Genomic DNA, 16263 nt, shown 5'->3' with positions numbered 1-16263 from the left:
CGTCCCGGGCCCCATAGTAAAGCCTGTTCTGACCCGGGCCTGTTAGGCGCCGGTTATCGCAGACAGCAAACCCCTGCTATCAAAAATTCCTGAATTCGAAAATGCAGCCGTTCCTTTCCGGGTATATTTGCTCCGTTGCATATTGCTTTACCAGGCAGGTCATTTCAATAATAAAATACAAACCAGGTAATATGAAGTATCGGGAGAGGAAAAAATCATTTTTTTTTACCGTTGCCTGTCTCTGTTTTTTTATTGCAGGGCGCACGCAGGATCTTAATAAAAGTTTTTCCATCGCAACGCTTCATTCTGATATCCTTAATGAAGACCGTGAAATTTATATATCGTTGCCGCCGGGTTATGATGATGCCCGGTATTCCGCGGCGCGCTACCCCGTTCTTTATTTTTTTGATGGGGAAACCAGCATCGGCTTTTATAAAGCGGTAACGCAATTCCTGAGCAAGGGTGCATATGCCTGTATGCCTGAAATGATCCTTGTTGGCATTAAAAACAAAGACCGCACGAGGGACCTGACCCCTACAAAATCTTTTATAAGATCACCGGATGACAGTACGGTGCGCCTGTTTCAAAACAGCGGTGGCAATGAGCACTTTATTCAATTTCTGGCAAAGGAATTGTTCCCGTACATCAGCCGGCATTACAGAACTGATGACTACAGGATCATAAGCGGCCATTCATTTGGCGGCCTGGCGGCTTCGAATATTCTGGTGCATCATGCCGGCCTGTTTAACGCATATATATTAATGGATCCCAGCATTTGGTGGGACAATGCGTACATCTTACGACAAGCGCGGAGCCTGGCACCTTCAAAAATACGCCATAAAACAAAGCTATACCTTGCACAGGCCAACAATAAGACCAAATCAGCCAGTTTTGACGCCGGTAATGATGCTACTGAACAGTTCAACAATGTAGTGGGCGCCTGCCGAATACCCTTTCTTGAACATAAATACAAATTCTATGAACAGGAAGACCATGGCACTATTGCCCTGCCGGCTCTGTACGACGCGTTAAAATTTATTTTTACAGGATATGAAGTGGATTTTAAAGAAATATCCCGGCAGCCGGATATTATTATAAACTCCTATAAAAAATTCTCGGAAAGCGCAGGACATACATTTATCCCTTCTCAGCAAAAGCTGGAACAGATCATCCGGTTTTTTAAGGAAAATAAAAAGTACAGGGAAGCGCAAATTGTGTACAGGCAATATAAGGAGCTTTATCCCGGCAGTAAGTATACATTTTAGCACCAGGATTTTATTGAGTCATTCATGTAAAACGGGATCCTCTATCCGGCTGCCTGCTTACTGTAATTACACTAAAAACTGCCGTTAAAAACATACGGGCAGAAACGCAACGCTTTATCTTCCTTTGCAATAAATTCACTTATATGAATGCGGGTCCGCGTAGTTCAGCCTGAAATATGCTGGTTTTCGTTCCTTATCAGTAAGCATTATTCCTGCAAAAAAAGTACCGGCAAATATTCGCCGGTACACTTGGTATATTTACAAATAAAGAAGCTTTGCTATAACTTCATATCCGCAATAATGCGGTCAATTTTTGTTTCCAGTTGCCGGTTCACTTCATCAAACTGATCTGCGCCGGCTAATTTTTCTTTTACACTGAAATAGAATTTTATCTTTGGTTCTGTGCCACTGGGTCTTGCAGAAATGAGGCTGCCGTCTTCTAATTGAAATTGCAGCACATTGGATTTGGGCAGTGTAATATCAGTGAAGGCACCTGTATGCGGGTCTGTAGACCTCCTGCTCTGGTAATCCAGTACGCGCACCACTTTGGAGCCATTAATTTCTTTGGGCAAATGATCGCGGTAGTCCTGCATCATAGCAGCGATCTGCTGCTGGCCGTCTATTCCTTTTTTGGTAATAGAGATCAGCCGTTCCTTATAAAAACCAAAGAGGATGTAGAGCTCCACTAATTTTTCAAATAGGGTTTTACCCTTATCCTTTTCATATGCGGCCATTTCGCAAAGCAGTGCCACAGCACTTACTGCATCTTTGTCACGGATTTGATCCCCTATCATCAGTCCAAAGCTTTCCTCGCCGCCGATGATATAATTTTCTTTTCCTTCTTTTTCCCGGATCAGCTCTGCGATCCATTTAAAACCGGTCAGCACCCGGTAGCAATGCACGCCATATCCTTTGGCCAGTTCATCGATCATACCGGTGGTTACAATAGTGGTAATGATCATATCGTTGGGTTGTGCCAGGCCTTTTTCCTTTCTTGCTTCCAGCAAATAATTAAAAGCCAGCACAGCGGTCTGGTTGCCATTCATCAGCACCCAGTTGCCATGGTTATCCTTTACACCGATGCCTACCCGGTCGGCATCCGGATCTGTTCCCAGCAAAATATCCGCATCCAGTTCCTTAGCCTTCTCCAGGCCAATGCTCATGGTTTCCTTTTCTTCAGGATTGGGATACTCCACCGTAGGGAAATTGCCATCCGGCGTTTCCTGTTCCTTTACAATATGCACGTTCTTAAAGCCAAAACGTTCCAGTACCTGCGGCACCAGCGTAATACCGGTTCCATGAATGGGCGTATATACAATTTTCAGATCGCTTTGTTTTTCAATTACCTCCGGGAACACGCTCAGGCCCTTCACCATTTCAATATACTGCTCGTCTATATCCTTCCCAATGATGGTGATCAATTCATCGTTGCCCGTCCATTTCACATCATCTACCGAAGCTATTTTTTCCACTTCCCTGATCACGTTCTTATCATGGGGCGGCACCAGTTGCCCGCCATCATTCCAGTAGGCTTTATACCCGTTATATTCTTTTGGATTATGCGAGGCGGTGCAAACCACACCCCCCTGGCATTTTAAGACCCGTATGGCAAATGAAAGCTCCGGAGTGGGCCTCAACGCTTCAAACAGGAACACCCTTATGCCATTGGCAGCAAAAACATGGGCAGTGGTCTCCGCAAAAAAACGACTGTTGTTCCGGCTGTCATGCGCAATGGCCACGCATACTTCTGTACCCGGGTAGGTTTGCAGCAGATAATTGGCATATCCCTGTGTGGCCATTCCAACCGTATATTTATTCATGCGGTTGGTGCCCACCCCCATAACGCCCCTGAGGCCGCCGGTACCGAACTCAAGGTTCTGATAAAAGGCTTCGGTTAACCCTTTCGGGTCTTCCTGCAGTTTTTTTACAGCCTCTTTGGTTTCCTGATCATAATTGCCCTGCAACCATTGATCTGCTTTTTGCTGAATCTCCTTATCCATATTTGCTTCGTTTATTTTATCAGGTCTGAAGATACTATTTTTATAGAATCAACATTCAGATTTTACAAGCCGCCGGAGCCGGGCCCCAAATCCGGCTCGCAAAAAACGGTACCCGATAAGATACTAAAGCATAGAAAGCAAGCCACACAAGGCCGCCGCTGCTAACAGGCCGCTCCATTGTTTTACAGGTGGGGCTGACCAAAAAGTCCCCTTTGTCATGCTGAATTTATTTCAGCATCTAAAATGGCATCTGATTGTAAACAAGTTCAGAACGACAATCTGCTATAAACAGACTTTTTGGTCAGCCTCTATCAACCCCATTGTTAAAATTAATTCAGGCGGAGGAGCTCTGATTGCAAACCGGATGTACTTCTTTATTTGTGCATTGCGTCGCAGAATGAAGTTGAGGGCCCGTTTTCGCCTGCTTCTTTGCCCGCTCTTTCCTGGCAAGATTAATAAACAGTACGCTGCATAAAATAACTACCAGCCCCGTAACCTGCAACGCTGTCAACGGGTCTTTATTAATCAGAACGCCCAGCAGCACTGCTACGAGCGGGTTCACATAAGCATAGCTGCTAACCTGTGCAGCACTACGTGCGCCCAGTAAGAACACATAGGCACTGTAAGCAATAACAGATCCGAACAGGACCAGGTAACCCAGCGCCATCCAGCCTTCCGCAGGTATTTGTTTCCATTTCACATGGGCGATGCTGCCATCCGCAAACCCGGCAATAAAAAATACCACCCCGGCGGATAGTATTTGCCAGGCAGCATTTACAGACGGAGCTACTACCTTTACTTTATATTTTGAATAAAGGGATCCCACCACCCAGCCGATATTGCCGATAAAAATAGCCAGCACAGGCAACAGGCTCTGATTACGATCTCGGCCTGTTACCTTTTCATAAAATAAGGCAATGACGCCGGTCAGCCCCATGGCTACCCCCAGCAGGGTGAATTTATTGGTAAAATTCTCCAACCAGTTGGGCTTGTCAAAAACCAGGAACCAGATAGGCGCAGAAGCCAGAAAGATCGCAACAAACGAACTATGCAAATACTGCTCTGCCCATATAACCGCCCCATTACCCACAAACAACAGCAGCACACCGCTTATGACTGAATGTATAATAACTGATGGGTTCCATATCTTTTCGCCTTTTAAACCAGTTCCTACCAGCATAATGATGCCTGCAGTCACAAACCGCAGACCACCCAGCAGCATAGGGGGTATAAAATGCACTCCTATTTCTATAAAGAAGTAGGTAGAGCCCCAGATAAGGTATACAGCAGCAAACGCCATTATAACCAGTAAAGTGGATGGCGCTTTTTTCAGATTCATGTTATTTTTCAATTGAAATATGAGAAGATTCTTTTACAGTTTCCAGTACAATAGTGGTGCGCATGGAAATGATATTGGGTATCTTGCTGAACTTTGACCGTTTCATTTCCATCAGTTCCATCGGGCCGGAGAGCCGCGCCTTTACCAGGTAACAATCATCGCCGGCAATATGATGCACTTCCATAACCTGGGGAATAGCCGCCAGCGCCCGCGCAGATTTATCATTGGCAAAGCTGTCCTTCGTTTTGATAAAAATAAAGACCAGCAGTTCCCTGTTTACCGCCAGCGGATCGATTGCAGCGCTATATCCTTTCACCACTCCTTTTTCCTCCAGCTTTCGTACCCGTTCCAGCATGGCAGATGGTGCCATTTTTAACTGGTTGGCCAGCGCCACATTGGTAATGCGGGCATCTTCCTGCAGCAGCTCTAAAATGGCCAGATCCGTTTCATCCAGGTGAATCATTCTCTTTTCCATGCCCCAAATTTAATATTATTCTGAATAAATAAAAAAAATAGAATATTATTCTTATAATTATACATTTTATAAACAATAATTCTAAAAAAGAGGACCACCCTGTATCATTCCCCTGTAGGCTGATACAGCAGAATAGCTTTACTGTTTTCGCTATTTTTGCATCCGCCTAAGGCAATAAATAATATGAATATGATAAAGAGCAGCTATTTTTCGCTGGTGATCGCAGTTACTGTTTCCGCACTGGCTATTTCATGCCGGGATAATGATAAAAACACCACCGGCACCACTCCGGATCTTTCAAAGGCTGACAATGTAAAAAACATCGGTATTTCCGTAATAAAAACCTATCCTCACGACACGGCATCTTTTACCCAGGGCCTGGTTCTCTATAAAGGACAGTTATATGAAGGAACAGGCGGGGCCGATTATGCCCCGGAGGGAGCTGGTTCTGCTTTAATGAAAGTAAACCTTGCTACCGGCAAAGCTGAGAAAAAAGTAAAGCTGGATGGTAAATATTTTGGAGAAGGTATTACTATTTTAAATGACACGGTATACCAGCTGACCTGGAAAGAGAAAGTGGTATTTGTATATACGCTCCCTGATTTTAAAAAGGTGAAAGAATTTCCCATTAATACAGAAGGCTGGGGAATGACCACCAATGGCAAAGAACTGATCGTAAGCGATGGTACCAGCAACCTGTATTTTTATGATCCGCATACCTTCCAACTGTTAAGGACCCAATCCGTGACATTAAACAGTGATCTGATCAATTCCATTAATGAGCTGGAATTTATTGACGGTGCAGTATATGCCAATCAATGGGAGCAACCCTATATTTTCAAAATTGACCCGGCCAGCGGGCAGGTTACAGGAAGGGTTGATGTAACGCCCATCTGGAACCGCATCAAACAGATTGACCCGGCAGCGGATGTTCCCAATGGTATTGCGTATGACCCGGACACTAAAAAGATCTATATAACCGGGAAAAAATGGCCGGAGCTGTATGAGGTGCAGTTCGGGAATTAATGTAAGCACATCAACCAAGCCGAACGCATAAATCTGTAAACAATTATGCCACAGATACACGAATAAACAAAATACGTTTTTTTTTAAACGGATACGAATAGCGCCATTGGGCGCTTATTCGTGGCATTGCGGATGAATCTTATTCATAGCCCATTTCAGTAAAAAATAAATTGATGCACGCGGCCACCCGGAAGTTTTTCGGTTATATTTGTTAATGATAAAAAACCTCCTTTTTTCGCTGGCAATAGCTATCCTGCTTCCAATCTTCACTCTCTCATGTACAGATACCGGTAATAGTAATGGCAACACTTCTGCAGACACTACAAAGACTGACAATGTAAAAAATATCAGCTTTTCCCTCATTAAAACCTATCCGCATGACACTACTTCTTTTACACAAGGCCTTATTATTTATAAAGGCCGGATGTATGAAGGCACCGGCGGTGACGATTCCAACGTTGTCAGCAGCCAGCCATCCAGGTTATTAGAAACCAATATAACCACCGGTAAGATCCTGCGATCACTGGACCTTGATAAAAAATATTTTGGTGAAGGCATCACCATTCTGAACGATACCATTTACCAGTTAACCTGGACGGAGCATGCTGTTTTTGTTTATGACATGAATTTTAAAAAGCTGAAAGAATTCCCTATTACTACTGAAGGCTGGGGCCTGACTAATAATGGCAAAGAACTGATCGTAAGCGATGGTACCAGCAACCTGTACTTTTATGATCCGCATACTTTCCGGCTGCTAAGCACTCAGGCCGTAACATTAAACGGTGACCTGATCAATTCGATCAATGAACTGGAATTTATTGAAGGTTCCGTATACGCCAACCAATGGCAACAGCCTTATATTTGTAAAATTGACCCGGCCAGCGGACGGGTTACCGGAAGAATTGACGTTACTCCCATCTGGGACAGGATCAAAAAAATCGCTCCGGAGCTCAATCCACGGGATGACGTTCCCAATGGTATTGCCTATGATTCAGACACTAAAAAGATCTATATAACCGGGAAAAAATGGCCGGAGTTGTACGAAGTGCAGTTTGGAAATTGAGAATCAATGTCGTTTCCTTAAGCGAGATATGTAAAGTTCTACGTTGACAGGTGCATAGGGCGTATACTATTTTTTTCGTTTAGTGAAGGCCTGGCAATTGTCCCCCTCTTAGAGAGGGTGGCCGAAGGCCGGGGGAAGAGATCCACCTTCCCCCTTCGGGGACTCCCGCCAGCGGAAGATATTCGGTCTCCAAAGGAAACGACATTGAATTGAGAATTAAGATTTCAGCAGTCAATAATGATCCGTCTTCACTCTATTCACACTCACTGCTCACATCTTACTATTAACTATTCATTTCTCACCCTTTCCGGATTACATAAATCACCGAACTGCATTCTTTGGTATTGCCAATGGCATTGATATTGGAAGACAAGCCATGCAGCGCAGCGCTGATGTATCGCGTGGTTCCAAATTTGTATTTGCTGCTTAACAGGCCCACATAAAAACTGTCGAACCACATGGGCAGCATCCGGGAGATCCTTAAACCGTGCTGCGCCAGCAGTATTTCTATCGCCCGGGGCGAAAAATGATACAAATGCCTGGGCACATCATAAGCAGCCCAGTACTGCTGATAAACCCGGGCATCCTTACTGGTATAATTAGGCACAGCAATCAGTAAAACGCCTTCCTGCTTTAAAAGCTTCTTTAACTGTGCTATATAGGGTTGCAGCTCATGCACATGTTCCAGCACATGCCATAGCGTAATCGCATCAAAATAATTTTCAGGTTGCTGGTAAAGTTCAGGCGAAGGGGCTACATCCAGTTGATACAGTTGTTTTGCCATATGGCGGGCATCCGCATCCGGCTCAAGGCCTGTAACTTCCCAGCCTTCCTGCTGCATGGTATGCAAAAAGGTTCCCGTACCACAGCCCAGATCCAGCAGCCGGCCCGTTTTCTTCTTCGTAAACTTCCTAACCATTTCTGCTTTTTGCTGCATTGTTCTGGTACGCACTGCCTGGTACAGCTTACTGATCAGTCCTTTACGGGTATTGGTGTGGGAAATATAGTCCTCGGATTTATAATAAGCGCCTATGGCATCCTGCGCAGGAACATCCTGTGTAAAACGCAGGGTGCAGCCGGCACATTCAACAACAGGGAACAATTCCCCGCTAACAGTATAGTCTTTTACTGAAAAAACAGTATTGAGTTGCGCAGCTCCGCAAACGGGGCAACTGGAATAGTGGATCCGGGACATGAATAAAATTTAAACGGCAAAACTGGTTCCGCAGCCACAGGTGCTGGAGGCGTTAGGGTTAGAAAAGGTAAAGCCGCGGTTGTCCAGTCCTTCTGACCAGTCGATCTCCATCCCCGCCAGGTACATTTCATGCGCTTTATTAATGATGCAGGGAATGCCTTCCACTTCAAATTCTTTATCGTTCGCTTCTTTTTTATCAAAACCAAGCAGGTAACTTAAACCCGAGCACCCGCCTCCTTTTACGCCTACGCGCAAAAATTGCTCCTGCTCAAAATCAGGAGCGCTCATCAGCCTTTTTATTTCCTTTACAGCACCGGGGGTAAACGTTACAGGTGCTGTTGTTGTTACATTATCCATTCTGCAAAATTAATCAATTTAAAGAAAAGGCGTGAGCTCCTGGCATTCACCTATTTACTTTTTAAAACAAACGGCATACTGAACTGTTCAACGCCTTAGCCTGAACGGGCTCTTTACAATCCTAAAATAAACTTTAACCTTGTTGCAACATTTTTCCAATTGTAATGTTAGTGTAAAAGATGCCGATTTTTTGATGTAAATTTGCCAAAAATTTTAAACCCCGGTAATGAAGAAAATCCACATTATATTATTGGTCCTGGTGGCTGGCGCAATAGCCGTTTTAGTAAGCTTTCTGCAAACTACCACTACTTATGATACGGTGGCTACTGCAAAGGCAAAACCGGGCAAATTTGTGCATCTGATGGCAAAATGGGATAAGAGCGAACCGCTTCAGTATGATGCCGTTAAAGACCCGAATTTTATGGAGTTTACAGCTGTTGACAGCCTTGGGCAAAAAATAAATGTCGTCTATCACAACCCTAAACCGGAGAATTTTGAATTAAGCGAACGGTTAGTGCTGAAAGGGAAATACAATAACGGGGTTTTTGAATGCCAGAGCATACAGACCAAATGCCCGAGCAAATACAAAGACGAAGACCCCTCCAAACATGTACCACAGCCAGGCGATACCAGGACCTCCTATACAAGTACCCAGCCACCCGCTGCCATGGTTAAACAATAATAGAAGAAATGAATTATATCGGCGAGGATTCACTGCCCGGACAAATTGGACATTTTTTTGTAATCCTGTCTCTTGTTGCATCATTTGTTGCCAGCTTCAGTTATTTTAAAGTAACCCGGTCAGCTGTTCCGGACGACCGGAAATCCTGGTTAAAACTGGCGCGCCTTTCCTTTCTTACAGAGGCCTTTTCCGTTATTGTCATATTTGCCGCCCTTTTTCATATCCTTTATCATCATTTATTTGAATACAAATATGCCTGGCAGCACAGCAGCCGTTCCCTGGAATTAAAATACATCCTCAGCGGTTTTTGGGAAGGACAGGAAGGAAGTACCCTGTTGTGGACGTTCTGGCACTGTGTGCTGGGGCTGATCGTTATTAAAAAAGATAAAGAATGGGAGGCCCCGGTAATGATGATCGTGAGCTTTGCGCAATTCTTCCTTGCCACCATGATCCTGGGCGTTTATGTGCTTGATGTAAAGATCGGGTCCGACCCCTTTATCTTATTGAGGGAATCCGGAGTGCTGGATAATGCGCCTGTTATGCACGTTGGCTTCAATCCGGCCAATCCTATCCGCCCGGATTATATGACCCTGATTAAAGATGGTAATGACCTGAACCCCTTATTACAGAATTACTGGATGACGATCCATCCGCCTGTATTATTCCTGGGCTTTGCCTCTACCCTTTTTCCTTTTGCCTATGCAATGGCCGGCCTGTGGACGGGCAGAACAAAAGAATGGATCAGCAAAGTATTGCCATGGGCACTTTTTTCTGTAGCCGTATTAGGACTGGGTATTATGATGGGTGCAAAATGGGCTTACGAATCGCTGAATTTTGGAGGATACTGGGCCTGGGACCCGGTAGAAAATGCCTCCCTGGTGCCCTGGCTTATCATGGTTTCCGGGGTGCATACCTTACTGGTCTTTAAGCATACCGGTTTTTCATTACGTGCTACATTTTTGTTCTTCGGGCTTTCGTTCATTTTTATCCTGTACTCCACCTTCCTTACCAAAAGCGGTGTTTTGGGCGAAGCCTCTGTGCATGCCTTTGCAGATATAGGAATGAACGGCCAGTTGTTCCTGTTCCTCCTGGTATTTACCTGGGTAATGCCCCTGATGGCCGCCACCACCAATAAACAGCGATGGATCATTGCAGGCGTTACAGTGCTGCTTTCACTGGGCACTTATTTCCTCAGCGAGGTCATTCCCGGTTTTCCATTGTATGTGATCCTGGGGGGCATCATTACTTTTATTGTATTCATGAACCGGCAGGTGCCCGCAGCCAAAAAAGAGGAAAGTGCCAGCAGCCGGGAGTTCTGGATGTTCATCGGCTCGCTCGTGCTCTTCCTGTCGTCACTGATCATCATCTTCCAGACGTCCTTACCGGTATTCAACAAGCTTTATAAAATAAATGCAGCACCAGGAGAAAACAATGAGTTTTCCTATAACCAGATCCAGGTACTGGTGGCTATTATTGTGGGCATCCTCACAGCCATTGTCCAATACTTTCGTTATAAGGAAACCCCCATTAACCTGTTCTTAAAAAAGATAGCGGTACCTACTTTGATCAGCGCCCTGGTTGCCACGTTCATCCTTGTAGTCATAAAGATCAACTATGATAAAGAAGGCCTGGGATTCCTCATCAACATCTGGATAGCGCTGGTTGCCGGTGTTTATGCCGTTGTAGCCAACCTGGCCTATCTATTCACCGCAATGAAAGGCAATATCCGGAACAGCGGTGGCTCTATTGCGCATTTTGGGTTTGGCCTGGTGCTGGTAGGCATCCTGCTTTCTGCGGGTAAAAAAGAAGTGCTTTCCTATAATACCAGCGGCATTGCTATTGATTTTGGTAAGGACAGCAAAGAAGTGAGCGGGGAAAACCTGACGCTGGTAAAAGGCATTTCTATGAAAATGGGGCCTTATGATGTCACCTATATCGGGGACTCTGCCCATCCCAAAAAGCAGCAGACCTATTTTAAGATCTGGTTCAGATCCCCCACCGACAGCTTTATGCTGCACCCGAATGCCTTCATCAATTACAAAGGCAATGAGGGGCTGATGGCCAATCCTTCTGCAAGGCATTACTGGGATCATGATATATTTGCCTATGTTTCCGCATTGCCCAATCCGGAAAAGAACAAGGATACCGCACAATTTGCGTTCAGCACCAAAAAAGTAGGTGATACGATCTTCTATAGCCGCGGATTTATTGTGCTGGAAAAACTGGCTGGCAAAGACAACCTGCCACTCGCCGGTTTTGATAAGAGCGATACCGGTTACACCGCTTCGCTGAAAGTACAGTCTATTAAAGGCCCCTCCTATCAGTCGGATCTTTTAATGATCAGGGGCAAAGGGCAGACCTTATTCCAGTCGCAGGATACAGTAATGGCACAAAGCCTCGTGCTGATGCTGAACAATGTAGTAAACGGTGTTGCGCAGATCGGCGTTAAAGAGTCCTCCAATGTTATGGAATATGTTACCTTAAAGGCTTATAAGTTCCCATATATAAACCTTCTCTGGGGAGGTGTGATCATTACCGTTATCGGCACATTGATCAGCATGTTCAACAGGCTGCGGCTGAACCGGATGCGGAAAGGAATTCAGACGTAATACGGATATGGCATTTTAATCAGACCAAAAAGTTTCCCGCAAAAATGCAACCCTTTTTTATTGCCTGTAATGAATTTCACTATCGTGTTACGTCCCGCTGTTCCGAACCTTCGGAACGCAGGCTTCCGCCATTGGCGGAAGCGCAGATGGAGGATTATCAGCGCTATTCCCTGCCTCGCCGGCAGCTACGCTGTACCTACAACTATTTTCTCATATTATCAGGGAGCGTGTAGTAACTGTAATTGTAATTAGCCTTTAGGAGACGGGCAAAATATCCGAACTTCGGATAGCTGTAAAGCTGCCTGGGCCTAATCATAGAAATTCTAAAGTCGAGCGTCCCGCCCTCCCGGGTTGGTCAATTGTGGCGGGACACACCACTATATTCTAAAGCGGATAGTAGTGCCCTGCCGGAATCGTGCTGTAACCTTCCGAAATTTCGGAACCGGCTGCCCTTTTTGCGATCCTTTCTGGGCAAACAAAAAGGATCAGAAAGAAAACAAGTAATCGAAGTTATTAAAAGCGGCTCGTCCCTGCCTGCCGTTCGGCAGTTCAGGCGAACGGTTGGTTCAACGGGCGGGCGCCGCAAAGCCGGTTAGCTGTAGTAGTCGTAATTGTGTTCCGGAATCCGAACATTCGGATGAAAAACAAGAAAAAGCAGCGTATAATAATCAGAAACGCTTATATCTGTTAGCAAAAGATATGTGTACAGGGTAGCCCGCCGGCAGGAAGGCACGATTTCCGCGGGAGCATTTACTGCATGTACCTTTTCTTTTGGTGCTTCCTGGAAATACCAGAGTGTCGGGAATCAATAGATCCCATCTGCTTTGGAGGAATTTTAATGCCCCGGTTTTTTAGTAGCAATACTTTGTTTAGGGCTATAATAAATTTCACTATTGTATAAGCTATCAGTTTTCAGCAATCAGAATTGAGAATCGGGAAACCAGAGCCCGGAATCGGGCAAAAACATAAGCCATGAACTATCAACCATCTCATTTACTATTCCCTGCTCACCACTCACTATTTCAGCACTTCCGGCATGTATTCTTTGCTCTGCTCAATCGCATCCATTAACTGGTTGGTGATTTCCTGGGCCGATGCATTATAATCAATCTCCAGCGGGGGTTTAAAAGTTACTGTAAGCTGTGTCCCTCTTCTTTTTAAGGTAATACCTGTTTTATTAAAGGCTTTTGAAAACCCATTGATCACAACAGGGATAACAATGGGCTGGTGGTGCTTTATGATCAGCGCAGTGCCCTTTCTTGCAGGAGCATAGGGCGTGGTGGTGCCCTGCGGAAAAGTGATCACCCAGTTCTTATCCAGAGCCCGCTGGATCTTGCGGGTGTCCGATGGGTCCAGCCCTGTTCTTTTTTCATTGCTGTTCTCATTCCAGGTGCGTTTCACCGTAAGCCCTCCGGCCAGCAAAAACAACCGGCTCAGCCAGCTGCTTTTCATGGTTTGTTCTGCCGCCACATAGTTCACTCTTGTATAAGGGTTCAGAAAATAATACGGGATACCCAAACGCTCCTTCTTGCCCCATTTCAATGCAGAAAGGATATGAAAAAAAGTAATAACATCTACAAAATAGGTTTGGTGGTTACTTACGAACAGTACATTATTTTTTGGCAGTGCTTTCAGGTTTTCGGCACCATGGATTCTTAGTTTATTAAAAATGGCGATACCCGGGTATGTAAAAATCCCTACTGTAAAATGAACAAACTTTCTTACAATATTTACATTTCTGATGCGGCCAGTTGGTTTGCTCATATTCGTACGGAGATTTTTTGGGGTCAAAATAAGCAAATTAACGTTTTTTACAAAAAGCAGCCTCCCGGAATCTTTTTTCCCGACCACTACTATGAATACAGGATAGTTGGGAACCTTTTCTTCTGCATTGTTTCCTGCTTCGCCCCAGGCAGGTACGCATTCTGCGGGAGGCTATCCTATTCTCAAATGAAAAAGCCCCGGCCAGAGCCAGGGCTTGTATCTTAAAAGTATTGACTTTATAATTATGCAGTCACTTTTCCTTTTGCTTTCGCAATTACCTCTTCGGCTATATTGGTGGGTGCCGGAGCGTAATGAGAGAATTCCATGGTGCTGGATGCACGGCCGGAAGTTAAGGAACGCAGCTGGGTTACATACCCGAACATTTCACTTAACGGAACCTGTGCTTTGATCACCTGCGCGCCTGCACGGGTATCCATACCTTCCATCATACCACGGCGGCGGTTCAGGTCACCTGTTACATCCCCCATATATTGCTCCGGAGTGATCACTTCCACTTTCATGATCGGCTCCAGTAAAATGGGTTTTGCCTTACGGGCAGCCTCACGGAAACCCTGTTTGGCGCAAAGCTCAAAAGACATTGAGTCAGAGTCTACCGCGTGGAAGCTTCCGTCAAATACACGGATCTTCATATTATCAACCGGGTAGTTGGCCAGTACACCGCTGGTCATGGATGTTTCAAAGCCTTTCTGGATGGCCGGAACAAATTCCCTTGGAATAGCACCACCAAAAATGTCATTTACAAACTGGTAGTTCTTATCAGGATTTTCTTTCTTCCAGTCTTCATCAACCGGGCCAAGGCTAAACTGGATATCCGCAAATTTACCACGGCCACCGGTTTGCTTTTTCAGTATTTCCCTGTGCTCAACAGTTGCATTGAACGCTTCTTTATAAGCTACCTGGGGCGCCCCCTGGTTCACTTCTACTTTAAATTCGCGGCGCATACGGTCTACAATGATCTCCAGGTGCAACTCACCCATACCGCTTAAGATGGTCTGGCCGGTGTCTTCATCGGTCTTTACGCGCAAAGTAGGATCTTCTTCCACCAGCTTTGCAATAGCCATACCCATTTTATCAACGTCGGCCTGTGTCTTAGGCTCTACTGCTACAGAGATTACCGGTTCCGGAATGAACATGTTTTCTAACACGATCGGGTGGCTCTCATCGCAAAGTGTATCTCCCGTTTTAATTTCTTTAAAGCCTACGGCTGCACCGATATCACCCGCTTCAATAAAATCAACCGGGTTCTGCTTGTTCGCAAACATTTTCATGATACGGCTGATGCGCTCTTTTTTACCGCTTCTTACATTTAATACATAAGAACCTGCATCCAGGTGGCCGCTGTAACAACGGAAGAATGCCAGACGGCCTACAAACGGGTCTGTCATGATCTTAAATGCCAATGCTGCAAAAGGCTCTTTTGCATCCGGCTTCCTGGTCAGTACCTTCTCAGGGTCGTTCGGGTCCGTACCTTCGATCGCTTCAATATCTACCGGAGAAGGCAGGTAACGGCAAACCGCATCCAGCGCTGTCTGCACCCCTTTATTTTTGAAAGAAGATCCGCACATCATCGGCACAATGCTCAGGTCAATACAGGCTTTGCGGATGGCTTCATGGATCTCATCTTCTGAAATAGTGTTCGGGTCGTCAAAGAATTTCTCCATCAACTGATCATCATATTCAGCCACGGCTTCAATCAGGTGCGCTCTCCATTCTTCCACTTCAGCCTTCATGTCATCAGGAATCGGCACTTCTGTATAAGTCATCCCTTCAGTTGCGTCATCCCAGATAATCCCTGTGTTTTTGATCAGGTCTACCACTCCTTTAAAATGATCTTCAGCACCAATCGGCAATTGCAGGGGAACGGCTTTTGCGCCCAGCATTTCTTTTACCTGCTTTACAACATTCAGGAAGTCGGCGCCCTGGCGGTCCATTTTGTTTACAAAACCGATCCGCGGTACACGGTAGCGGTTTGCCTGGCGCCAAACGGTTTCTGATTGCGGCTCTACCCCGTCTACTGCAGAGAACAATGCAATCAGGCCATCCAGTACACGCATGGAACGCTCTACTTCAACAGTAAAATCCACGTGCCCCGGAGTATCAATGATATTGAAAGAATATTTTTTTGTTTCTGGTGTTACTTTTCCTTTATCGGTAGGAAAATTCCACTGGCAGCTTACCGCAGCAGAAGTAATGGTAATACCACGCTCTTTTTCCTGTTCCATCCAGTCGGTGGTGGCAGCGCCTTCATGCACTTCCCCAATCCTGTGAATCATACCGGTATAACGTAAAATACGCTCTGTTGTAGTGGTTTTACCGGCATCAATATGAGCGGCAATACCAAAGTTCCTTTGAAATTTTAAATCTGCCATGATTGTTCTAAAGTTGAATGATTTTGTTTGACAAATTCCATCCTGTTAATTACCAGCGTTTTACAAATACAAGTAGCCAACTGAACCCAAAGAATGGA

General features: G+C 45.3%; 12 protein-coding genes. 5 read left to right on the top strand and 7 right to left on the bottom strand.

Translation table 11 applies throughout. The features are described 5' to 3' along the window. Positions 1–191: 191 nt before the first annotated feature. Positions 192–1265 (top strand): alpha/beta hydrolase, encoded by a 1074-nt coding sequence (locus tag A8C56_RS06030; RefSeq protein ID WP_067753347.1) that lies wholly within the window; start codon positions 192–194, stop codon positions 1263–1265. Between the two features lie 278 nt (positions 1266–1543). Here A8C56_RS06030 and A8C56_RS06025 read toward each other — a convergent pair whose 3' ends face one another. The 3 genes from A8C56_RS06025 to A8C56_RS06015 form a co-directional block, all read right to left on the bottom strand. After that, complete coding sequence (locus A8C56_RS06025) at positions 1544–3265, bottom strand: phospho-sugar mutase (RefSeq protein ID WP_067753344.1); 1722 nt, start codon at positions 3263–3265, stop codon at positions 1544–1546. Positions 3266–3599: 334 nt separating this feature from the next. Beyond that, positions 3600–4604 (bottom strand): EamA family transporter, encoded by a 1005-nt coding sequence (locus A8C56_RS06020; protein ID WP_084490409.1) that lies wholly within the window; start codon positions 4602–4604, stop codon positions 3600–3602. 1 nt (position 4605) lies between these two features. Further along, a complete protein-coding gene (locus A8C56_RS06015; RefSeq protein WP_067753341.1) occupies positions 4606–5079 on the bottom strand; it encodes an Lrp/AsnC family transcriptional regulator in 474 nt (157 codons plus the stop codon). Between the two features lie 189 nt (positions 5080–5268). On the opposite strand from A8C56_RS06015, the gene A8C56_RS06010 reads away from it, so the two are divergent. Further along, a complete protein-coding gene (locus tag A8C56_RS06010) occupies positions 5269–6105 on the top strand; it encodes a glutaminyl-peptide cyclotransferase (protein WP_067761656.1) in 837 nt (278 codons plus the stop codon). A 214-nt stretch (positions 6106–6319) separates the two neighbouring features. Beyond that, positions 6320–7168: a glutaminyl-peptide cyclotransferase gene (locus A8C56_RS06005; protein ID WP_071609318.1), complete on the top strand. Its 849-nt coding sequence runs from the start codon at positions 6320–6322 to the stop codon at positions 7166–7168. Positions 7169–7466: 298 nt separating this feature from the next. On the opposite strand, the gene A8C56_RS06000 is transcribed toward A8C56_RS06005, so the two are convergent. After that, entirely contained in the window at positions 7467–8363 is an 897-nt protein-coding gene (locus A8C56_RS06000; protein WP_067753339.1) for a class I SAM-dependent methyltransferase, read from the bottom strand. 9 nt (positions 8364–8372) lie between these two features. Beyond that, positions 8373–8720 carry a HesB/IscA family protein gene (locus A8C56_RS05995; protein WP_067753336.1) on the bottom strand — a complete coding sequence of 116 codons (348 nt, stop codon included), beginning with the start codon at positions 8718–8720 and terminating at the stop codon, positions 8373–8375. 226 nt (positions 8721–8946) lie between these two features. On the opposite strand from A8C56_RS05995, the gene A8C56_RS05990 reads away from it, so the two are divergent. After that, the gene (locus A8C56_RS05990; protein WP_067753333.1) at positions 8947–9402 is read left to right on the top strand and encodes a cytochrome c maturation protein CcmE domain-containing protein; all 456 of its coding nucleotides are present in this window, start codon (positions 8947–8949) and stop codon (positions 9400–9402) included. 8 nt (positions 9403–9410) lie between these two features. Beyond that, a complete protein-coding gene (gene ccsA / locus A8C56_RS05985; protein ID WP_067753330.1) occupies positions 9411–12011 on the top strand; it encodes a cytochrome c biogenesis protein CcsA in 2601 nt (866 codons plus the stop codon). A gap of 1017 nt (positions 12012–13028) precedes the next feature. Here the strand turns inward: ccsA and A8C56_RS05980 are convergent. Both A8C56_RS05980 and fusA read right to left on the bottom strand, forming a co-directional pair. Next, positions 13029–13775: a lysophospholipid acyltransferase family protein gene (locus A8C56_RS05980; RefSeq protein ID WP_067761652.1), complete on the bottom strand. Its 747-nt coding sequence runs from the start codon at positions 13773–13775 to the stop codon at positions 13029–13031. A gap of 242 nt (positions 13776–14017) precedes the next feature. Next, positions 14018–16165, bottom strand: coding sequence for an elongation factor G (fusA, locus tag A8C56_RS05975; RefSeq protein ID WP_067753327.1), 2148 nt, complete (start codon positions 16163–16165; stop codon positions 14018–14020). Positions 16166–16263 lie beyond the last annotated feature (98 nt).

The organism is Niabella ginsenosidivorans (assembly GCF_001654455.1).
In the GTDB taxonomy this organism is placed as follows: Bacteria; Bacteroidota; Bacteroidia; order Chitinophagales; family Chitinophagaceae; genus Niabella; species Niabella ginsenosidivorans.
This window is presented reverse-complemented; position numbering and strand designations above follow the sequence as displayed.